Origin of the sequence: Anaerobacillus sp. MEB173 (assembly GCF_052119505.1) — a bacterium.
Classification (GTDB): Bacteria; Bacillota; Bacilli; order Bacillales; family JBJMAU01; genus JBJMAU01.
On the sequence record NZ_JBJMAU010000005.1, the window covers coordinates 97,210 to 119,894 of the forward strand.

General features: G+C 36.1%; 22 protein-coding genes. 5 read left to right on the forward strand and 17 right to left on the reverse strand.

Annotation, left to right across the window (positions count from 1 at the left end; all coding sequences use genetic code 11):
- Window positions 1-34: 34 nt before the first annotated feature.
- A complete protein-coding gene (locus tag ACJ2A9_RS12305; protein WP_441421961.1) occupies window positions 35-508 on the reverse strand; it encodes a thioredoxin family protein in 474 nt (157 codons plus the stop codon).
- Between the two features lie 19 nt (window positions 509-527).
- Window positions 528-956 carry a disulfide oxidoreductase gene (locus ACJ2A9_RS12310; RefSeq protein WP_441421962.1) on the reverse strand — a complete coding sequence of 143 codons (429 nt, stop codon included), beginning with the start codon at window positions 954-956 and terminating at the stop codon, window positions 528-530.
- Window positions 957-1,235: 279 nt separating this feature from the next.
- Between ACJ2A9_RS12310 and ACJ2A9_RS12315 the strand changes: the two genes are divergently transcribed.
- Window positions 1,236-1,460, forward strand: coding sequence for a KTSC domain-containing protein (locus tag ACJ2A9_RS12315; RefSeq protein ID WP_441421963.1), 225 nt, complete (start codon window positions 1,236-1,238; stop codon window positions 1,458-1,460).
- Window positions 1,461-1,594: 134 nt separating this feature from the next.
- Here the strand turns inward: ACJ2A9_RS12315 and ACJ2A9_RS12320 are convergent, their stop codons facing one another.
- Window positions 1,595-3,007 carry an alanine/glycine:cation symporter family protein gene (locus tag ACJ2A9_RS12320; RefSeq protein ID WP_441421964.1) on the reverse strand — a complete coding sequence of 471 codons (1,413 nt, stop codon included), beginning with the start codon at window positions 3,005-3,007 and terminating at the stop codon, window positions 1,595-1,597.
- A gap of 419 nt (window positions 3,008-3,426) precedes the next feature.
- On the opposite strand from ACJ2A9_RS12320, the gene ACJ2A9_RS12325 reads away from it, so the two are divergent.
- The 3 genes from ACJ2A9_RS12325 to alr all read left to right on the forward strand — a co-directional run bounded on the left by ACJ2A9_RS12325 (window position 3,427) and on the right by alr (window position 7,299).
- Entirely contained in the window at window positions 3,427-4,677 is a 1,251-nt protein-coding gene (locus ACJ2A9_RS12325) for a PucR family transcriptional regulator (RefSeq protein ID WP_441421965.1), read from the forward strand.
- Window positions 4,678-4,858: 181 nt separating this feature from the next.
- Complete coding sequence (gene ald / locus ACJ2A9_RS12330; RefSeq protein ID WP_441421966.1) at window positions 4,859-5,989, forward strand: alanine dehydrogenase; 1,131 nt, start codon at window positions 4,859-4,861, stop codon at window positions 5,987-5,989.
- Between the two features lie 134 nt (window positions 5,990-6,123).
- Entirely contained in the window at window positions 6,124-7,299 is a 1,176-nt protein-coding gene (alr, locus tag ACJ2A9_RS12335; protein ID WP_441421967.1) for an alanine racemase, read from the forward strand.
- 60 nt (window positions 7,300-7,359) lie between these two features.
- On the opposite strand, the gene ACJ2A9_RS12340 is transcribed toward alr, so the two are convergent.
- The 10 genes from ACJ2A9_RS12340 to ACJ2A9_RS12385 form a co-directional block, all read right to left on the reverse strand.
- Window positions 7,360-8,148: an ABC transporter ATP-binding protein gene (locus ACJ2A9_RS12340; protein WP_441421968.1), complete on the reverse strand. Its 789-nt coding sequence runs from the start codon at window positions 8,146-8,148 to the stop codon at window positions 7,360-7,362.
- Between the two features lie 208 nt (window positions 8,149-8,356).
- Window positions 8,357-9,643, reverse strand: a complete 1,287-nt coding sequence (locus tag ACJ2A9_RS12345; RefSeq protein WP_441421969.1) for an ABC transporter substrate-binding protein — start codon at window positions 9,641-9,643, stop codon at window positions 8,357-8,359.
- Between the two features lie 208 nt (window positions 9,644-9,851).
- Window positions 9,852-10,913 (reverse strand): branched-chain amino acid ABC transporter permease, encoded by a 1,062-nt coding sequence (locus ACJ2A9_RS12350; RefSeq protein ID WP_441421970.1) that lies wholly within the window; start codon window positions 10,911-10,913, stop codon window positions 9,852-9,854.
- 4 nt (window positions 10,914-10,917) lie between these two features.
- A complete protein-coding gene (locus ACJ2A9_RS12355; RefSeq protein WP_441421971.1) occupies window positions 10,918-11,802 on the reverse strand; it encodes a branched-chain amino acid ABC transporter permease in 885 nt (294 codons plus the stop codon).
- 3 nt (window positions 11,803-11,805) lie between these two features.
- Entirely contained in the window at window positions 11,806-13,707 is a 1,902-nt protein-coding gene (locus ACJ2A9_RS12360; RefSeq protein WP_441421972.1) for an AMP-binding protein, read from the reverse strand.
- Window positions 13,708-13,723: 16 nt separating this feature from the next.
- Window positions 13,724-14,494 carry an ABC transporter ATP-binding protein gene (locus ACJ2A9_RS12365; RefSeq protein WP_441421973.1) on the reverse strand — a complete coding sequence of 257 codons (771 nt, stop codon included), beginning with the start codon at window positions 14,492-14,494 and terminating at the stop codon, window positions 13,724-13,726.
- 217 nt (window positions 14,495-14,711) lie between these two features.
- On the reverse strand, window positions 14,712-15,590 hold the full coding sequence (locus ACJ2A9_RS12370) for an HAD family hydrolase (RefSeq protein ID WP_441421974.1): 879 nt from the start codon (window positions 15,588-15,590) through the stop codon (window positions 14,712-14,714).
- A 77-nt stretch (window positions 15,591-15,667) separates the two neighbouring features.
- Entirely contained in the window at window positions 15,668-16,027 is a 360-nt protein-coding gene (locus tag ACJ2A9_RS12375) for a DUF1516 family protein (protein ID WP_441421975.1), read from the reverse strand.
- 106 nt (window positions 16,028-16,133) lie between these two features.
- Complete coding sequence (locus ACJ2A9_RS12380) at window positions 16,134-16,466, reverse strand: toprim domain-containing protein (RefSeq protein WP_441421976.1); 333 nt, start codon at window positions 16,464-16,466, stop codon at window positions 16,134-16,136.
- Window positions 16,467-16,525: 59 nt separating this feature from the next.
- Window positions 16,526-17,233, reverse strand: coding sequence for a CBS domain-containing protein (locus ACJ2A9_RS12385; protein ID WP_441421977.1), 708 nt, complete (start codon window positions 17,231-17,233; stop codon window positions 16,526-16,528).
- A 176-nt stretch (window positions 17,234-17,409) separates the two neighbouring features.
- On the opposite strand from ACJ2A9_RS12385, the gene ACJ2A9_RS12390 reads away from it, so the two are divergent.
- A complete protein-coding gene (locus ACJ2A9_RS12390) occupies window positions 17,410-19,152 on the forward strand; it encodes a methyl-accepting chemotaxis protein (RefSeq protein WP_441421978.1) in 1,743 nt (580 codons plus the stop codon).
- 101 nt (window positions 19,153-19,253) lie between these two features.
- Here ACJ2A9_RS12390 and phoU read toward each other — a convergent pair whose 3' ends face one another.
- From phoU to pstC, 4 genes are all read right to left on the reverse strand, one after another.
- A complete protein-coding gene (phoU, locus tag ACJ2A9_RS12395; protein WP_441421979.1) occupies window positions 19,254-19,907 on the reverse strand; it encodes a phosphate signaling complex protein PhoU in 654 nt (217 codons plus the stop codon).
- A gap of 17 nt (window positions 19,908-19,924) precedes the next feature.
- The gene (pstB, locus tag ACJ2A9_RS12400) at window positions 19,925-20,707 is read right to left on the reverse strand and encodes a phosphate ABC transporter ATP-binding protein PstB (protein WP_441422186.1); all 783 of its coding nucleotides are present in this window, start codon (window positions 20,705-20,707) and stop codon (window positions 19,925-19,927) included.
- A 75-nt stretch (window positions 20,708-20,782) separates the two neighbouring features.
- Window positions 20,783-21,667, reverse strand: a complete 885-nt coding sequence (pstA, locus tag ACJ2A9_RS12405) for a phosphate ABC transporter permease PstA (protein ID WP_441421980.1) — start codon at window positions 21,665-21,667, stop codon at window positions 20,783-20,785.
- Window positions 21,668-21,670: 3 nt separating this feature from the next.
- Window positions 21,671-22,576 (reverse strand): phosphate ABC transporter permease subunit PstC, encoded by a 906-nt coding sequence (gene pstC, locus ACJ2A9_RS12410; protein ID WP_441422187.1) that lies wholly within the window; start codon window positions 22,574-22,576, stop codon window positions 21,671-21,673.
- Window positions 22,577-22,685 lie beyond the last annotated feature (109 nt).

The following is a 22,685-nucleotide window of genomic DNA, read 5'->3' on the forward strand; positions in this document are numbered from 1 at the left end:
AAAGTAGACATCGTTATCTACTTTCTCTTTGACCTTACTTTAATTGTGAAAACCACTCTTTGTATTCTTCCTCACCTAAGTCGCCGCCAAATCCTTCAATCCCGGCAACAGGTTCACCATCAACAAAATGAATGACAGTTGGTGTGCTTCGTACTGGGTAATCTTCCCATCCCTCTTCGAACTCAAGTAAGTTAAATAATTTCATATCAATTCCTAATGATTCTGCCATTGGGACAATAACTGGTGATGCTTGATTACAATATTGACAAGTAGGGCTGTAGAAATATACAGTCACTGTTTCACCCGCATCTAATGACGTCCGTAATTCCTCTGGTAAAATTTGATTTTGGTAATTTGGGTCATCTAATTGTTTAACTGTAGCAGGGTTTAATTTCTCTTTACCATAAGGATTTCCTTCGACCTGCTGCGAATTTTTGTTATTCGTTACAACAGCCAATGCTGCAAAAAAGACAACAATAACTAGTGAAAAAATAATAATTTTCTTCATCTTACTCTCCTTCTTCTTTTTATTTATCGTATTTCCAGATTAGCAAACAACATACGATAATCGCTGTAAATGCACTTAATGCCAGAAACGGAATGGTAATAAACCCAGCCCAGTTAATATACTGTGTCGTACAAGGGATAACTCCGCACGAAATCGAGTTACTGGCGAAAGCCGGGACCTTCTGTATTAGATAATGATAAAAGGATATGACAAATCCAATACTTGCAATTGGTAATACATAAATATATTGTTTTGCATCCTTTCTCACAACAGCAATCCCTAAGATCACGACGAGCGGATACATCACAATACGCTGATACCAACAAAGCTCACATGGAATATATCCAATCACCTCTGAAAAAAATAAACTTCCCAATGTTGCTATAAAAGATATTGCCCATGCTGCAAATAAACTATATTCAACGACTGCCTTTTTAGTAGTATTCATTCATGTGTTCCTTTCAGCATTTTTCTCTTAAAATACTATATCACTTTTTGTCATTTTTTTATAGAAATGTAGCTTTTGTTTTTCATTGGATCGGAAATTTCTTTAATCCAAAGTTGAGTATACCTTGTAATTATGTATAAATTATGAAGATCATTGAAAAATAAAACTGATGGATAACATTTTTGATCAAAATGATAAGGAAATATGTCAATGTGAAGGGTTTCTTTCTACGGAAAATCGGAAAAAATATTCTTATAATAGAAATGGAGTGAGTGATTTATGGATAATGGAATTAATTATATTCAAGTAGGCGGAGATGAGCTTGCTGAAATTGGTTATGATGAGGTAACAAAAACCCTCTATGTACGGTTAAACAATGAACAGACTAGAATTTATTATGATGTACCTGAAATCGCCAACATCAGCTTACTTTCAGCAGAAAACATTGAGGCACATTATAATGAAAGAATTAAAGACCGTTACCGACATCGGGGAACGCATTAATGTAGAGTGTTGTGTTGTTGAAAGTTGAAAGTTAATAGCTTTTAGCTAAAGTTGAAAAGCATCGATTTCATACATGAAATCGACGCTTTTCAATGTTTTAACTTTTAACTTTCCACTTTTAATTTTTTAAGAAATTAACTTGCTTTTTTCATTGTTTTTGCTGCTTTGTAGTGATTTTCAAAGAAGTCATTTGTTTCTCTAACGACTACCTTACTTAATAGAATTAAAGCAATTAAGTTCGGGATCATCATTAGTGCGTTCGCCATATCAGCAAATGCCCATACTAATGTTAAGCTTGCAACTGCTCCAAGACCTGTTGCAAAGATGTAGATTCCACGGTAGAACATAATCCCCTTCGTACCAACTAGATACTCAAAACATTTTTCACCGTATACATACCAACCAACAATTGTTGAGAAACCAAAGAAGATAACTGAGAAAGCTACAATGTATTCTCCAACTTTACCTAATACTGAAGCAAACGCGGCTGACGTTAATGCTCCCCCATCGAGGCCAACCTCATGCGGTACCCCTGAAAGTAATCCACCAGTCATGTCCCAGAACCCTGAAATCATTAATACTAATCCTGTCATTGTACATACGATAATTGTTACAATAAACGTACCAGTCATTGCTACTAACGCTTGTTTAACTGGATGATCTGTCTTTGCATTACCAGCAATTAATGCTGCTGTACCTAGACCAGCTTCGTTTGAGAAAATACCACGAGCTACCCCGTTACGAATCGCTTCTGATACAACAACACCGACAAATCCACCTGTTGCTGCAATTGGATTAAACGCGTAGAAGAAAATCAATTGAAATGCAGGAATAATTTGATCGTAATTTACCGCTAAAATAATAAGTGCTCCACCAATATATAATACAGCCATAATTGGAACGAAAAATCCTGCTACAGTACTAATACGTTGAATTCCGCCAAAAATAATTAAACCTGCTAATAATGCTAGTACAATTCCAGTTACTACGTTATTAACACCAAAAGATGATTGCATAACATCAGCAATTGTATTCGACTGAACACTGTTCCCGATTCCAAGAGCCGCAAACGCTCCAAAGATTGCAAATGCTACAGCTAACCATTTAAATTTCTTACCTAATCCTCTTTCAACATAATACATCGGACCACTTGAATACTCACCGTTTGCATTTTTAACACGGTATTTCATTGCTAGAAGTGCCTCTGCGTATTTTGTTGCCATACCTAATAAACCAACAACCCACATCCAGAAGATTGCTCCTGGTCCCCCAATTGTGATCGCTGTTGCTACCCCGGCAATATTACCATTACCAATTGTTCCGGCTAATGCAGTCATCAATGCTTTAAAGTTACTAACATCGCCTTCAGCATCTTTATCCGAGTTACCCTCTTTTGTAAACCCAAGCTTAAATGCATAAAGTAACCTTCTAAATTGCAGGCCTCGTAACATCACTGTTAACAGTAATCCTGTTCCGAATAATAGGATTAAACTTGGCGTTCCCCAAAGGACACCATTAATTTTATCCAATATTGCTAAAATATCCATCTGTATTTCCCCCTCCAGTGATAACGCTTCCAAAAATGTTGAAAAAAAATGTTTTTGAAAGACTGATAACGTAATTTTAACATTTCTGTGAACCTTCCCATTTGTGAATATACTAAAACATAACGTCACTTTGTTGTTTAACCAAACAAATGTAGATATAATTCAAAAAAGTAAGTTAGGCATTATTCCAAATGCTTGAAATTTTATTTCAATGATCCCCCATTTATTCAAAAAACTGTACTAATTATCAGAATACGGGAAGGGATTGAGGAATAATTTTATTTTTTAATCTTTTGTTACATCAAATTTCGTTTCACAGTGGCATATGTCCCTTAGACACGATATAATTATGATCCAGTAAATTATTTATATAAGAAGATAGTCGTCGGATTTCTAACTACTTAAGGAGAAGATTCACGATGAAAGAAAAACAATTTGAACGAGATCCCTTCAAAGGAACATTCGGCAGCTTAGAAAATTTAGTTGATCGTATTAGTGATGTCTTAAAATGTCCGATAACGATTGAGGATTCTAACCACCGTTTACTTGCATATAGTTCACACGATAACCAAACTGATCCAGCCAGAGTGGCTACGATTATTGGACGAAGGGTACCTGAAAAAGTAATCAATAGCCTATGGAGAGATGGTGTTATCCCTAAACTTAACCAAAGTGACGAACCAATAAGAATTTCACAAATCTCAGATATCGGGTTAGGTGACCGCGTTGCTATTTCCATAAAGAAGAACAATGAAATGTTAGGGTACATATGGGCATTAGAAATTGACCACAAGCTATCCGAAAAAGAATTACAGCTATTGAAACAAGCAGCACAAACAGCAAAAAACCAGCTTTTACATTTACAAGTAAGAAAAAAGAAGAAAGAAGAAGGTCATCAAGAGTTTTTTTGGCAGTTACTTACGGGGCATATTAAAGCACATAATGAAATTAAAAAGAAGATTGAACAACTAGAAATGATTCCGCCTAACCCTGTTGCGGTTATTGTTTTTCAATTTGAAGAAGAAATAACGACTGACAATGAACGACATATTACTTATATGCTCACAACAACACAGCAGCTCCGAGTTCCATTTCATGTAATTGACAGAAAAGAACTAATATTACTTGTCTCTCCAAACTTGTCAAAGGAGCTTCATCATAGTATCAATGAATTTATTAGTGATTTTGTAGCCCAAATGAACAAACGATTTAAAGTCTCACGTATTCAAGGAAGTTGCGGCAATATTTATGATAAATATGAAAAAATTGAAGCCAGCTATCAACAAGCACTAACTGTATTAGAATTAAAAAATCAGTTTCCACACGAAATTGGACATCTTTATACATATCAATCTCTTGGCATTTATCGATATTTAGATGTCATTTTGCAAAAAAGACAAGAAGATGGGTTTGAAAACTCTACACTGCTTCAGTTAATTCATTATGACAAAATTAATAAAACACAATTACTTGAAACATTAGAAGCCTTTTTAAATAATGACAGTAATGTACATGATGCCGCTAAAGAACTTCATGTTCATACGAATACTTTAAATTATCGCCTAAAACGTATTTCCGAAATCACGGGGATGAACCTTAAAGATCCTAACCAGAAAATGACATTATATTTGGAAATTAAACTAAATAAAATTGATCAAAAAGAATTTTGATAACAAACTATTGCCTTTAGGTTAGATTTATCAACGGTTTTGAAAGTCTATTTGTTAATTTAAACAAATAGACTTTCTTTCTTTTTCTTTTCTTAACAATGCGGAATCCGAGACGAAAAACTATACTGTGATTATCAAGCAATTTAATTGAAATTGACTGAACTTAAGGGGGATTTTTATTATGTTAATCGGAGTACCTAAAGAAATTAAAAATAATGAAAACCGTGTTGCTTTAACACCTGCAGGGGTAGATGCATTAGTTAAAGCTGGTCATAAAGTAATCATTGAAACTGAGGCTGGTCTTGGAAGCGGATTCACTAATGAAGATTATGTTCAAGCTGGAGCTGCAATTGTTGATACTGCTGCTGAAGCTTGGTCAGCTGAAATGGTAATGAAAGTTAAAGAACCATTAGCATCTGAATACAACTACTTCCGTGAAGGCTTAATCCTATTCACATACTTACACTTAGCAGCTGAGCCTGAATTAGCGAAAGCATTAACAGAAAAAGGTGTAACTGCTATTGCATATGAAACTGTAGAAGTAAATCGTACATTACCACTTCTTACACCAATGAGTGAAGTTGCTGGTCGTATGTCTGCACAAATCGGTGCACAATTCTTACAAAAATCAAATGGCGGTAAAGGAATCTTATTAGCTGGAATTCCAGGTGTTAAACGTGGAAAAGTTACAGTTATCGGTGGCGGTGTTGTTGGAACAAACGCAGCGAAACTTGCAATGGGACTTGGAGCTGATGTAACAATCATCGACCTTAGCCCTGAGCGTCTTCGCCAATTAGATGATATCTTTGGAAACGACATTCAAACATTAATGTCTAATCCTTTAAACATCGCTCAAGCTGTTGCTGAGTCTGACTTAGTTATCGGTGCGGTATTAATTCCTGGTGCAAAAGCTCCTAAACTTGTAACTGAAGACATGATTAAAGCAATGTCTCCTGGTTCAGTTATCGTTGACGTAGCCATCGACCAAGGTGGTATTTTTGAAACAGTTGACCGCATTACAACTCATGACAACCCAACTTATGAAAAACATGGCGTTGTACACTATGCTGTTGCTAACATGCCTGGTGCTGCTCCGAAAACATCAACAATCGGTCTTACAAACGTAACTGTTCCTTACGCTCTACAAATTGCAAACAAAGGCGTAAACAAAGCAGTTGCTGAAAACCCAGCACTTAAACTTGGTGTTAACGTTGCTGCTGGTTCGATCACTTATGAAGCTGTAGCTAGAGACCTTGGCTACGAATATGTTCCTGTAGAAAAAGCTCTTGAAAAAGCAGTAGCTACAGTTTAATAAAAAATATAAATAAAGATCCCCTCAAGATTGAGATCATGAGGGGATTTTCCTCTATTTACATGGTCTTTGTCGTATTCTATGATAGAGTATACAGAAACTCTTTCCCACTTTATATTTAAGGAGCATTAATAATGAGTACTATTAGTTACCGTGATACTTGGACAGAAATTTCTCTTGATTCGATTTATCATAATGCAACGACATTCAAAAATAACCTTACAAATGGCGCAAGATTTATGGCCGTTGTTAAGGCAGACGGATATGGACATGGCTCTGTTGAAGTAGCCAAAACTGCACTTGAAGCAGGAGCTGACTATTTAGGTGTTGCTTTTTTGGATGAGGCACTTGTTTTAAGAAAGAATGGTATAACAACGCCAATCTTAGTTCTCGGCTATACACCGCCAACTTCTGTCATAAAAGCCATTGAAGAAGACATTACAATAACTGTTTATTCAGAAGACGTACTTGTAGAATGCAACAAATGTGCGGAAGACTTAAATAAAAAAGCGCTTATTCATTTGAAAGTCGATACTGGAATGGGTCGAGTCGGTCTAACGACAAAGGAAGATTTGCTTACATTAGCAAATATCGCTGTAAATGCCAACAATATAGTACTAGAAGGACTCTTTACTCACTTTGCCAGTGCTGATAGTGATGACTCAACATATACAAATGAGCAATTCGAACGATTCACAGAGATGATCCATTATTTAGAGGAACATAAGATTGCGATTCCGATCAAACATTGCTGCAACAGTGCAGGAACTATTAACTTTCCTCACATGCACCTTGACATGGTCCGTGTTGGAATAAGTCTTTATGGATTACGCCCATCAGCAGATGTGAATAATCCAGCTTTTCCGCTTCAGCAAGCGATGCACTTTAAAACAAAAATATCGGCATTAAAGAAAGTAAGTGCTGGAACATCTATAAGTTACGGTTGTACATTTACAGCAACAGACGCAACTGATATTGCTACTATCCCGGTTGGCTATGCAGACGGTTTTTCTCGTTTATTATCGAACAAAGGACACGTTCTCGTTCACAATACTCGAGTACCTATTGTTGGCCGGGTATGTATGGATCAGTCAATGATTGATGTGTCATCTCTTCCTGCTGTTACGATTGGTGATGAGGTAACTCTCTTTGGTGGAAATGACAAAAGCTTCTTATCCATTGATGAAGTCGCAGAGCATATGGGTACAATCAATTATGAGGTCGTTTGTTTAATTGGGAAACGAGTCCCTCGTGTCTATAAAAGAAACGGTCAAATAAAACATGTTAACAATACAATACTGAACAGCTAAAAAAAGGTGAGGAGCTATTTCCTCACCTTTCTTTGCAACTTCAAAAATAAGTAAAAGTAATTATACCCAACGCACTTTTTTCTTATATGTTTTTGTATCCCGGAAACTTTTCTTTCCTTTATCATTCATTCCAAGATAAAACTCACGTACCTCTTCATTTGAAAGTAGAAAATCTACTGGACCTTCCATTGCGATTCGGCCATTTTCCATAATATAGCCATAGTCTGCAATAGAAAGTGCTACATTGGCGTTTTGTTCAACGACCAAAATTGACATTCCTTCTTCTTTGTTGATTTGTTTAATATTTTGGAAGATTTCTTTAACGAGTAGCGGTGCAATCCCAAGTGATGGCTCATCTAATAGGAGCAGCTTCGGTTTTGCCATTATTCCTCTGCCAATGGCCAGCATTTGCTGCTCACCACCTGATAATAAGCCTGAAGCTCTTGAGCGCAGCATTTTCAATTTTGGAAAGTAATGATATACCCGTTCTAGGTCATCTTTAATATTTTTTCGATCTTTCCTAGTATATGAGCCTGCCATAAGATTTTCCTCAACAGTTAAATGCTTAAACACTCTTCGGCCTTCAATACATTGAAAAATACCGTTTTTTACAATTTGATCTGGGTCAATCCCACTTATTTTTTGCCCTTCAAATTCAATCGTCCCATCTGTCACTTGCCCGTTTTCATTTTTTAACAAGCCGGAAATCGCTTTTAATGTTGTCGATTTACCTGCTCCGTTACTACCTAGTAGTGATACGATTTTACCTTCCGGAACTTCTAGTGAAACGCCCTTTAACACTAGAATCATTTTTGAATAAACAACTTCAATATTACTAAGACGGAGCATACGCAACCTCCTACAAATAGAGTTTAGAGTTTAGAGTTTAGAGTTTAGAGTTTAGAGTTTAGAGTTTAGAGTTTAGAGTTTAGAGTTTAGAGTTTAGAGTTAATGAAAGCCTCCCGAAGAAGCTTTCATTAACTTTTAACTATTTTAATAACTATTTAAAGAATTGAGAGGACAACTTGATTAGATTGTCCTCCCAAACTTGTAAGCTTTACTTTAAGTCGCTAAAGCTAAAGTAGTCTGTAATAATCTCCCATTGACCATCTTTTAATTGACCTAATCGGATTTTGTCTGTACCAGCGTGATTATCAGGTGAGAATGAAACATTTGAACCTAATCCGCCTAAGTCTAAATCGTTAATAGACTCCATACCAGCTTTCACATCAAGACCAGTGATATCTCCACCTTTTTCTTCGATCGCAATACGGATTGCTTCTCCAAAGATTGATGCTGATGTCCAGCCTTGAACGAACTTTTGGTTAATGTCTTCAATTGATTTTCCTTTAGAATCTAGGTACTCTTTAATTGGATCCATACCAGGTAGATCTTCAAACGGAAACGCGTGCGTTACTACCCCAATAAAGCCATCTAATGAATCAACCCATTGCTGGTTATCGCTACCAGTAGGAATTAATCCTTCTCCAGCTGTCCAGTTTAAGCCCATAAACTGTGTATCCCAGCCAAGTCGTTTTCCATCACGAACAACATTTCTCGTTTGGTTCCAAGTATAGTTAATGATTGTATAGTCTGGTACTTCATTGCTTCTTGCCCATGACTGTAATGACGTTTGTGGATCAGTATCGCCAAGCTCGATTAAAATATCCGGAGTAAGCTCAACAACACCTGCTAAATTCTCAGCAGCGTACGCTTTCAGATCTGCCATTGGCGATTCACTGAACGGATGTCCTTCTTGATATACAAGTGCTACTCTAGCCGGCTTATCACCTTCATGGTTTTCAGCAATCCATTCTAACACTGCACGTCCTTGGTCAGAATAACTTGCTGCTGTTAAGTAGTTAAATCCACTTTCACTTCCTGTATCTTTTAAGTTTTCGGAATAAGATCCAGAAATAAATGGAATTTCGTCATTGATAATCTGACTACGTAAAGCCTCTGTATCTCCTGTACCCCATCCAATGATTGCAGGTACTTTATGACGGTCTCTTAAAGATTGATAGATTTGTTGTGCACGACTAATATCATAGGCATAATCTTCACCAACTAATTCGATTTGATAGCCATCAAATCCGCCATTTGCATTAAGGTATTCATAGTAAGCTCTTGCTCCTTCAGCATATGGTGCACCTACATCACCAGTTGCACCTGACTCATCAAAGATTCCACCGATTTTTACTACTTTTGCTGAATCCCCTGAACTGCCTCCATCTGCAGAATCAGTAGAAGCTTCCTCTCCGCCTCCACAACCTGCCAATAAACCAATTGCAAGAACAGATGATGCTACAACTGTAGAAATTTTGCTCCAACGACTTCTTTTCATTTACTATTTTCCCCCTTTTAATAGATAAACCATTTTTATCTGGATGAAGCTATTACTATGTAATTTATAAGTTTAGAGTGTAAAGTGTAGAGTGTAGAGTTATTGAAAGCTTCTCAGTGAAGCTTTCAATAACTTTTAACTTTTTAACTTTCAACTATTAACTAAATTAGTATGTAATAGCTTCAAAATCCCAAAGTTACTTAACGTTTTAATAAGAGAATGGCCATAGTCGGAAATAATTTTTGATGTTATTCCAGATATGAACCAGACCACCTGGTTCAAAGATTAAGAACAGAATGATTACCAAACCGAATACAAATTCACGGAATGATGAGAGCAGAGAGTGAGCATCAGGCATATAAATTGTCAAAAATTCAACCATAAAGCCTAATCCTACCGGTAATAAAGTGATGAAGACTGCTCCTAAGATGGCACCAAACACACTGCCTAATCCACCAACTAAGATCATGGCTAAGTATTGAATGGAAACATCAATACTGTAGAGCTCAACAGTAACAACCATCGTATAATGTGCGAGTAATGCACCAGCAATACCAACAATGAATGAACTGATTGCAAATGACATTACTTTGTAATTAAACAAGTTAATTCCCATAATTTGTGCAGCAACATCTCGGTCACGTACAGCCAGGAACGCACGGCCTGTTCTCGAACGAAATAGATTTAAAGCATAGATCGTTGTTATTACAGCAACCGTTAAGCAAAGGTAATAATAACTGTTATGGCTAGTAAATGAATATCCACCAATGGATGGTCGGCTTAAAATCATACCCGCACTACCACCAGTTAAACCACTCGCACGGCCGATAATCCAAAGGATAATAACTTGAGCTGCTAACGTAGCAATCGCCAAGTATAAACCTTTTAATCGCAGTGACGGAATTCCAAATAATCCACCAATAACAGCTGTGACAATACCGGCAAGTGGAAGAGAAATCCAAAAGCTCCAACCTAATGTCGATGTCAATATTGCTGAAGTATATCCACCTACGGCTAAGAAAGCCCCTACCCCAACAGAAATTTGTCCTGTAAAACCAGTTAGAATATTTAAACCAATCGCTCCGATAACAGCAATGGCACATAATGTTGCAAGACCAATGACATAGTTTGATGCAAAGAGCGGGAACAAAAATAGTAGCGCTACAATTATTAACATCCTTCTTTGTATTCGCGGGTTCCGATAAAGAGCCATGTCTTTCTTATAGCTCGTTTTGTAGTTCCCACATTCCATAACGAACGGATTCTTCATTCATTCACACCCTTTCAATTCCACCTTTGCCAAAGAGGCCATGTGGTTTAAGCATTAATATAATGATTACAATGATAAATGGGATAACTTCTTTAATACCGCCTCCAAGAATTGGCTGTAAGTAACCAGCAGCCAAGTTTTGTGAGATACCAATGATAAATCCGCCTATAATCGCACCTGGGATACTGTCCAGTCCGCCTAAAATAACAACCGGAAGTACCGTTAAACCAATCATCGCCATTGAAGCGTCAACACCGTTGATATTTCCAAGCAAAACCCCACCTACTGAAGCAACTAATGCAGCGATACCCCACGTAATTCCATATACCGATTTAACACTGATTCCCATCGATAGTGCCGCCATTTGATCGTCTGCAACTGCTCGCATTGCGAGACCCATTTTTGAATATTTAAAGAAGATTGTAAATGCAACAAGTAAAATCATAACGATAATGAACGACCATAGATAAACTGGTGAAATAATGATTCCACCTATTTCAATTGGCGCAGTTGGGAAAATAGATGGATATGACTTTGTTTGATGGCCCCAAATCATATGAACGATCCCGCCTAATAAACTCGATAAACCAATTGTTGCCATAATGACCGAAATAACCGGAGCATTAATTAATGGTCTTAGTACAACCCTTTCAACCGCCATACCTAAAACAGCATTAAAGGCTAAAGTAAGAAGAAAGGCAATAAAGAACGGAATTTGATACACTGCTACTAACGTTAAACAAATGTAAGATCCAATTAATACAAATTCACCATTTGCTAAGTTTAGGGCATCACTCGCCTTGTAAATGAGGACGAATCCTAATGCAACTAACGCGTAAATACTCCCTACAACGATTCCTGTAATTAACATCTGCAAGAAAAACGTCATTCTCTATGCCACCTCCTGTCCTACATCTAATAAAACAATTCGAAGTTTTGTTTCCTGGTCCGTTTCTAACCCGTTATTCACCTGAATCGTAATTTCTTTTTCTGTACCATACATGCCGTCAACTAATGATTGATACTTTTCGATTACGTAGGATCTTCGTACTGTTCTCAAACGAGTTAGTTCATGATCAGCAGTACTTAGTTCTTTATGAAGAAGTATAAATTTCTTGACTCGTAATTCTTCAGGTACATCCTTCATAATTTGGGAAACTTCTTTTTCAATCAAATTCGTTACTTCCGGTAATGCGGCTAAATCCGCATACGTTGTATAAACCAGTTGATTTTTCTCAGCCCATCTACCTACATTTTCCATATCAATATTGATCATTGCCACGACATATGGCCGATCTTTCCCAATTGCAATAACTTCTCTTATATACGGACTGAACTTTAATTTATTCTCAATATATTTCGGTGAAACGAGCTCTCCCGACTTAGTTTCAAAGACCTCTTCCATTCGATCGATCATATACAAATGACCATCATCACCTAAGTATCCGGCATCCCCTGTATGCAGCCAGCCGTTATCAAGTGCTTTCTTAGACGTAACCTCATTGTTAAAGTAGCCTTGAAAAACAGTTGGACTTTTAATTAAAATTTCTCCTTCATCAGAAATTTTAACGTCTGTATTTGGCAGTGGCACACCAACGCTATTTAAGTTAATATCGCCATCTCGGTGGGCAAAACCTATACTTGCAAGCTCAGTTGATCCATATGTTTGCTTTAAGTTGACTCCAAAGCCATGGAAAAACTCGAACACTTCCTTACCAAGCGATCCCCCACCTGAATAAGCTCGTTTAATCCTTGCTAATCCTAAGTGATCTCTTATAGCACTAAACACAAGAAAATCTCCTATTGTATACATGATCTTAGTTGAAAAAGAAGCCGGTGTATTATTTAGCTTTGCATCAGCCATTTTCTTGCCATAAGGTTTAAATAGATTGTAAACCTTCTTCTTAAACCAGCTTGAACCTTGTATACGCAATTGGAATTTCGAGACAATGTTTTCATACATACGAGGTGGCGCAAACAAAACCTGCGGACCAATTTCTCTTAAATCCCCTGATACAGTCGATGTTTCTTCTGGGAAATTTAATGTTACTCCTTGGGTTAACGAAAGTGAGATTCCCATTACTTGTTCACCAATCCATGCTAATGGCATAAATGATAAACAGTCATCACTCTCGCTGACCGGATCGATATCAGCCATATGATTGGCAGCTGAAACTAAATTTCCATGTGAGAGAAGAATCGCCTTTGGCTCTCCTGTAGTTCCAGATGAATATGTGATAATCGCGGTCTCATTCGCTTTCCCTTTACTAATTTCTTGTTTGAAATGCTCTTGATGATTACTATCGTACTTTTTACCCACTTCTTGCAAATCAGCAAAATCGAGTAATTTTGGATGGTTATATCTCCGCATTCCTTTCGGATTATAGTAAATAATTTTTTCAACATTAGGTAACTCTTGTTCTATCATTAATAATCTATCAACGAGTTCTTGGTCTTCTACAATAACTAATCTAGCTTCACACTGGTTGATGACTGAAACGATTTCAGATGATCCTGCTTCCTGATAGACACCAACTGGTATTCCGCCAACACTTTGTACAGCAAGTTCTGTAAAGACCCATTGCGGTCTATTCTCTCCAATGATGGCCAGCTTTTCCCCCCGTTTAAAACCTAGCGATTGTTGTAAACCAAGTGCAAGCTGCTTCACATTTTCATAATAAGAAGACCATGTAATCTCATTCCATATCCCTAATTCCTTTTGCCTCATAGCAATGCTATTACCGTCCTTTTCAGCCTTTTCCAGTAGTAGCTGCGGCAACGTTTTTTCAGACATATCGTCATAGCCTCCTTTAACTAACTTCTTCCTCACCTAAGTAAGCTCGAATTACTTCTGGATTCTTCTGAATTTCTTCAGGTGTACCAAAGCCAATTAATTTTCCAAAGTCAAGCACGGCAATGTGGTCAGACAAGTCCATAATTACGCCCATATCATGCTCAATCAATACAACTGTCATTCCTTTAATTTCATGCATATCAATAATATAACGGGCCATATCTGCTTTCTCCCCGCTATTCATACCAGCCATTGGCTCATCCAATAAGATCATTTTTGGATCAAGCGCCAGTGCCCGCCCAACCTCAACTCTCTTTTGAAGGCCATATGGTAATGTGCCAACTGGTACATTTCGAATATCCTGCATTTCAAGAAATTCAATTACTTCTTCGACCGCCCTTCTGTGCTCTACTTCTTCTTTTTGTGCCTTTCCCCAGTAAAGTCCCCCTGAAAGCATTCCCGACTTCATCAGAATATGTCGTCCAAGCTTTAAGTTATCTAACACCGACATATGAGCAAAAAGAGCAATATTTTGGAATGCCCGTGCAATTCCAAGTCCTGTTCGTTTATAAGGTTTCATTGTCAATATTTCTTGACCTTGAAACTTCATTGAACCATTCGTAGGTCGATACAGACCGCTAATACAATTTAGCATACTCGTTTTTCCGGCACCATTCGGCCCGATTAGTGAAAATATTTCCCCTTCTTCTATATGGTAGGTAACATCATTTAACGCTTTAACCCCACCAAATTGAAGTGAGACATTTTCAACAGTCAACATTGCCATTACTTTTCCTCCTCACTTTGTCCTCATATGTAAGCGTTAACACGATTATACAAATGAGCATGCGCTCAAGTCAACATAATTTTTATAATTTTATGAAAATTATAAATTGACATAATTATATATATAATTTAAACAATTAGGGTTATTTTGACGAAAATCAAAAATAAGAGTCGCTTTTCACGCGACCCTTCGACATCCATATGTAAATAAAATGATTCTAATGTTTATAACATTCAGTAATTCTCTTAATTATTATTAGATTTTCATGTTCTATTTGCTGTTCATTTGGTTGGATATACACCCCACACATCCCCATTAATAGAGCTGGGGCAATCTCATTTAAAAAATTATCACCTATTGATACCACTTGTTCTGCTTTAACTTTGTAATGTTCCATTAATTCATGGTACAGCCTTTTTGTCTCCGTTGGCTTTTTGGCAGAAGTTATCACATGATCAAATACGTTCTGTAAATCTAATTCATGTAACAACCGACCGACATCATCCTGATCACTGTTTGTCATCAGGACAATCTGTTTATCTTGTTTTAAACTGACTAACCATTCTTTTAAGCCAATAATTTTTTCCAAATGGAATTCATCAGTAACCATATATTCCTTTGTTTCATTGTAGCTCTCATTGATATTATCAATACAGTAATGAGTACCGATAACAAAAGGAAGCCACCAACCATCACCTATGGCAATGATCCGCTCAAAGTCAAACGAAATTGGATCTTTATAAACTTCCTCTATTTTCTTTGGAGACCACCTTTGACCATCCCATTCTTCTACAGCAACCACTTTTAATGTCAATGGGTCAATAGAGAGTAAGCAATCTCGATTAATATCATAACCTTTTCCTATTGCTGCTACATGCTCACCACACTTCATTTCCTCATATTCACGCATAAAGGGCTCTTGTTGTTCTTTACTTAGTTTTTGTTGTAAGCACTTTGCAAAATAATCAAAGTGGTCTGTCCCCTCATATAACGTTCCGTCTAAATCAAAAATGAGCAGTTCGCACTTTTTAATAATATGCTTCAAATCCATTTTCTTCCCATCCTTACATGTCGCAATATGTTTTAGTGTCTCCATTCTGCTGCACCCTAGTCATTGATGAAATTGAAAAAGACAACCATTCCACAATTGGGATGGTTGTCTTTTCATGTTTACTATGATGGAATCACAATATAGCCATAGTAGAATACGGCTACTAATGCAATGATAAATTGAATCCAGTAATAGCCACCAGAAATCTTGCCTTTTACAGATTTCACTAAAATTAACTCCATTAGTGATAACAGCCAAATAGCCAATACCCCTTTAATGATCGAGGAAACAGAAAATCCTAATGCAAAAACTAAACTACCGCCTGATAGGAAAACTAAAATAAACATGAGTCGTAAAATCATATGAGTGATTCTTTGACCTTTTTGTTTCCCGGCTTTAAACAGAAAATAACTAACAATAAAAAATACTAACGCTAAAAACCATGTCAATACATGTGTATGCAGTAACGCTGCGTATGGCATACAATCCCTCCAAATACTTTATATCTTTTTCACACTTGCTATGTTCAAAACAAGTATAGTATACATTTTTTAATGAAAATCGTAAACTAATATGCTCTATTTACGTCTAAACTTGTCGAACTTCAAAAAAAGCATCACTTAAAATCTTTGCTAATACATCATACGGTGTTTTGGCTACTTCACGATACTGCTTTGCGATATACAAATGAGTTGCATTTGGTAATTCATTCTTTAATTGTCTTCGTAATTTCTCACCAGATTCATCTGAATCAACGAAAATATAGACATCATTAAGTTCAACAGGAATAATTAACTCCTCTATCTTCTCCTCACTTAATGTTCCATACGTACAAATAATTTCAACCGGTTCAGAAATGATTTCTTGTAGTTTATCACGATCGGTTTTCCCTTCTACGATGATTACCTTTGGCTCAATCATACTGATTCACCTCAATTTAAGTTTAGCGAAAAGAAAGGAACAATACAAATTTCCCGAAATTAAAATTTAAATTTAATAACATCATACGGAGTAATGATCCCTAATAACGGCTCATTTTTGTCTCCTGTTTCCGTAATAAGCAATGCATCTAGCCGTGTAAACTTTTTATCTAACTGCTTTACGAAAAGATCCTGTGCCTCATAGAGCGTAGTTTCTTTATGAATAAAAATAACATTTTGTGCATGCCTTTCATAAAGCATAACTTGATCTAATGTTTTTGAATTCAATGTAATTTGATCTTTATCTACTTTATTAGAAAGCCACCTGACAATCCCATTCTCTGTTATTAACCCGAAGAATTTTCCATCTTTATATATTGGATATTGTGTGAAAGCATGTTCTTTAATGGCTTTAAGAACAGTAGTTAACCTATCCTCTAATTGGAAATAAATAACCTTTCTCTTAAATCGCGGGATGACTAACTCTGGTTTAGTTAGTTCTTCTTTTATTTTTTCAATTTCTTCAACAATTTGGATATGTGGTTCTGCGATGATAAACTCTATTTCGGTTTGTTCGTGAACAATTGCATTTCTCAACTCTGCAAATTTCTTTAAATCCAGTTCGTATTTCATAACTAAAGGATTTCTTTTTTTCGATAAATCTACTAATTTAATAAATGAGTAATGCCTGTCTAATAACAATTCTTTCTTTAATGCTTTCTCAATCGAATTGAATGCTGTAATAAAGCGATCTGCATTTGAAGCCATGCGTCCATCTCCTCCTAGATACCACATGTTGTCAAAAATAACTTTCGACATTAATCTTGCTAAGTCCTTTATTATTACACATTTACTTAAACTATATGGAATGTTAATAATCACTTAATATAGATTTGGTAAAATTTGTCGAGATATAAATTTGTTAACACTTGGAGGTTGTTCCATTGAAATTTAATTTTTTAATCAAAAAAAATGGCCAAAATACACGTAAAAAAAGAAAAAACAATCTAAATTATTTAAGTAATATAGTTAAAAACATTAGTTTACAAAATAGATTGTTGATTCTATTTATCTCTCTATTAATTGTTTCTCTTAACGTAGTTGGCTTAAGTTCTTATCTGAAAGCAAAAGATACAACAATGGAGACGATAGAAAATCGTTTAGTTCGTGAGGCAGATTTAATGACATACATTGCTACTAATTTAAAATTCCTCTATGTAAGCGATGAAGATTACTTTATGCAACAATTAGAAATACATATACGATCACAACAAGAACAATTAAAGGATGATGGCATTTCTTCTGATATTTTTTATATTGCTAATAACAACGTAATTCCTTTCCAGGTTAGTAAAGATAAAGAAATTGCCTTCTCTGATTCATTAACAGAGCGAATCATTTCTAAACAAAAAGGGGTCCTGTACGAAAAAATAAATGGGGATGATTATACAATCATTGTTCAAAATTTAGAGGAAATTAATGGCCATTATGTTCTTCTTGCACGTACTCAGTCCTTTATGGTTCATATCAATCAAATAGCTGAATTTACAATTTATGCGATCATTATAAGTTCAGTTATTTCCGTGCTATTACTTATGTTATTTGTTCGTAGTTTAACGAAACCATTAACGATATTGCGCAATACGATGAGAGAAGTGAGAGAAGGGAATCTACAGCACACGATCGATATTCATACAACAATACCCGAAATTGTTTCCTTACATAAAAGCTATGATGCAATGATTGGTCAAATGCGTCTTATGTTGAATGAACTTACTGATACAACAACCGAATTAGAGACAACAGGAGAAGAACTAAAGAAGTCATCAGATAGCGCTCTAACATTAAGTCACCAGTTAATTGAAGCCATACATAGCGTCAAAACCGGAGCAGAACAAACAGCAGGTAGTTCAGAAAAAAGTGCAAATCGCTTTAGTGATATGAACATGAAAGTGAAAGAGTTATTAAATAATATGGGAATCATCTTTACTAGTTCTGAAGATATGAATCATTCTGCTAAACAGGGAGAGGAAAATATTACAAAGTTAATTCAAACAATTACAACATATGAAGAAGACTTTAATCACATGACAAAGACAATTCAAAACGTTAAAACTCATTCTTCGTCCATCTCAAACTTAGTTGGGTTAATCAAGGGAATTGCAGAACAAACAAAACTGTTAGCTTTAAATGCTGCAATTGAAGCTGCAAGAGCTGGTGAGGCCGGGAAAGGTTTTGCAGTCGTTGCTAACGAAGTGCGTAAACTAGCTGAACAAGCGACTAACACAACAGAAGAGATTACAAATTCAATCAAAGGTATGGAACATATAACCATTCAAGCTAGCCAGGAGTTTGAACAAATGCTTTCGAAAACCTCAGCAAATATTGCAGCAGCTAATGAAGCTAAAAATTCATTTGACGAACTAATGCTGGAAATTAACATCGTTAATAATAGAATCAGTGAAATGAAAGGGGAGCTGCAAGATTTGCATCATGTGTTACCACAGCTTGAATTAGCAACGGAAAATTTCACGTCAATTTCTCAAGAAACATTAGCAAGTGCTGAAGAGATGTATAGTACTAGTGGTGAGCAAATTGTACAAATGGAAACAACCCATCAAATTGGTTTACAGTTAATGAAACTATCTGAATCTCTCACTTCAATAACAAAACGTTTCAAAGCATAACTATCATTAGAAATAGTAGAGCACATATCATCTCTGTACTCTACTATTTTTTCAAAAGCCTCAGTTAGTTTTTCATAAAAAAAACCTATGAAATCCATAGGTTAATTCAGGTCAAAATGTTTACCATTTACTTCATAAATGACCCATTCAGCAATATTTGTTGCGTAATCTGCAATTCTCTCTAAATATCTTAAGATAAATGCAATCTGTGTAGCTTGTTCTGCATCAGCTTGATTCGTTACAAATTGGAATAATTGTCGAATAAATTCACCGTACATTTTGTCTACATGATCATCAAGGGTGGCAATTTTTTGTGCCATTAATACATCTACAGTTTCAAAGGCCTCAAGTGATAAAGTAAGCATCGATTTCACTGCATCAGCAATTTTATTCAAGTCGCCAATGTGCTTATTAAAGGAGACTATATCGATCCGCTTGCCTCCTTTAGCGATATCAACCGTTAAATCTGCCACACGTTCAAGGTCACTCGAGATTTTCATTGCGACAATGATCTTTCTTAAATCCGATGCTACAGGCTGTTGTTTTGCAATCAATACCGTAGCGGCTTCATTAATTTCAAGTTCCATCATATTTATATTTATATCGTAATTAATGACATAATCCATTTTCGGAGTGCTCTGTTCATTGAAGGCTTTGATTACTTCGTCTAACATATACTCAGCACTTTTTCCTTGTTGTATAACTTTACTTTTCAGCGTTTTTAATTCTAATTCAAAGTTTCCGCGAACATTCATTATTCAACACGTCCCTTTTAACCAAATCGTCCTGTAATATAATCTTCTGTACGCTTATCAGCTGGATTTGAGAAAATCTTTTCTGTTTTATCGTACTCAACTACCTCACCGTTTAAGAAAAAGGCTGTCTTGTCAGAAATACGTGCGGCCTGTTGCATGTTATGAGTGACAATAACGATACTATAATTCTCCTTTAATTCTTGTACAAGTTCCTCAACTTTTAACGTTGAAATTGGATCAAGTGCTGATGTTGGCTCATCCATGAGGATTACATCTGGCTCAATCGCTAAACAACGGGCGATACATAATCGCTGCTGTTGCCCTCCTGATAGTCCAAAAGCATTTTCATGAAGCCGGTCTTTTACTTCATCCCAAATGGCTGCACCTCTCAAACTATGCTCAACAATCTCTTTTAAAACTTTTTTATTTTTGATTCCATGAATTTTTGGTCCATAAGCTACATTTTCAAAGATTGATTTCGGGAACGGGTTCGGCTTCTGAAAAACCATTCCTACACGTGTTCTAAGTTCCTCAACTTTATAATTTTTATCAAGTATATTACGTTCTCTATATAAAATCTCTCCTGATATTTTGACACTTGGAACTAACTCTACCATTCTATTAAGCGTCTTAATATAAGTAGATTTTCCACAACCAGATGGGCCAATAATTGCTGTTACTTCATTTTCTTGAATAGGGAGGTTAATATTTTTTAAAGCATGATCTTTACCGTACCATAGGTTTAAATCTCTTGTATTATAGACAACCTTTTTTGCTTCTTGTTGCATATCAACTGTCATTTTATCACCAACAGTTTCATTTATTTTCTTTTTATTATTTTCAACCATTAAAGCTGACATGATTATTTCCCCCTATTAAAATCGATTTTGAAACTTATTTCGAATCAAAATAGCTACTGAATTCATAACAAACAATACAATGAGCAATACTAGAATTGTAGCAGCAGCCAAATTTGCATATTCAGCTACTAATGCAGAGTCGATTGTCCAATAATAGATCTGCATCGGCAAAATCGTAAATTTATCAAAGATTCCATTTGGAAGTGGGATTAGGAGTGCAGGTATACCAATTACAATCAGTGGTGCAGTTTCCCCTATCGCTCTGGAAAGTGCCAAAATTGCCCCAGTCAAAATTCCAGCGATCGAAGCTGGTAATACGACATTCCTAATTGTTTGCCACTTAGTTGCCCCCATGCCATACGAAGCTTCCCTCAAGTATTGAGGTACAGCACGAATAGCCTCTTGACTGGCAACCACGACAATCGGCAGGACGAGTAAAGCCATTGTTAAACCACCGGCTAATACAACTGATCCTAAATCAAAGTTTCTAACAAATATCGTTAAACCTAAAATTCCAAATACGACTGAAGGTACACCCGCCAAATTTGTAATATTTGTTTGGATAAACGATCTCACTTTTCCTTTTTTTGCATATTCCTCTAAATAGATGGCCGTTCCAATCCCTAAGAACATTGTTACAGGTGCGACAACAACCATTAGCCATAATGTTCCTAGTATTGCTCCCATAATCCCTGCTTTGTTTGGATCAGTCGATAACCTATTTGTAAGAAAATTCATATCGATCCAACCTATACTTTGAGAAAAAATTCGATAAATAAGTACAGCTAAAATAACAAGTCCAAATAAAGCAGCCGTAAGAAATAAAGCTTTTGCTATTTTATTAGTAATAATACGTTTGTCCATCTTCTTTTCTACTTTTGCAATATCTACATACTTCATCAATTAATACTCCTCTCTATACTTACGAGAAATATATTGTGCAATCAAATTCATAATAAGAGTAAATACAAACAATGTCATCGCAACTGCATATAAACTGTAATAGATAGTAGACCCCGCAGGTGCATCTCCTCCAGTTACTTCGACAATATAAGCTGTCATCGTTTGCATTGATTGAGTAATATCAAAGGTAAAGTTTTTTGAGCTTCCACTAGCGATGGTAACAATCATCGTCTCACCGATTGCTCGGGAAATTCCAAGTACAAATGAAGCAATAATACCAGAAATAGCTGCAGGTATTACAACTTTAAATGTTACTTCAAGCTTTGTTGCTCCTAGTGCTAAAGCACCTTCCCTCATGGCATTCGGTACAGAGCTCATCGCATCTTCTGAAAGGGAAGCAACCATTGGGATAATCATAATTCCCATTACTAGTCCCGGGCTTAAAATATTTGTAGGATCTAATCCTGGGATAAATGACTGTAAAAATGGTGTAACAAATGTAAATGCAAAAAATCCATATACAATCGTAGGAATACCAGCTAATACCTCTAGAATTGGTTTAAGCGTTCTTCTCACCTTATCTGATGCGTATTCACTTAAATAGATCGCTGTCATCACACCAATCGGTATAGCAACAAACATCGCAATAATCGAAGAGATAATCGTACCAGTAAGTAATGGTAATATTCCAAACTGGGCATTCTCTCCTAACGGTTTTAATATCGTACCTGTATAAAAGTCTACAAAAGGGATTTCCTTAAAAAAGAGAAACGTTTCGCTTAGCAATGTAAATAAAATTCCAATTGTCGTTAAGATAGAAACGGTTGCGATTGCAAAGAGAATCTGCGGAATTCCTCTTTCAATGATTCTCCTTATACTAAAAGACTTCTTATTTTGATCTATCATATCGCGGATATTAACATTCTTACTCGTTTGATTAACCACGCTTTTTTCCAATGTTATAAACCTCCATCATCCATACAATGCTGTAAGGAGAAAAAATCTACTATTATAA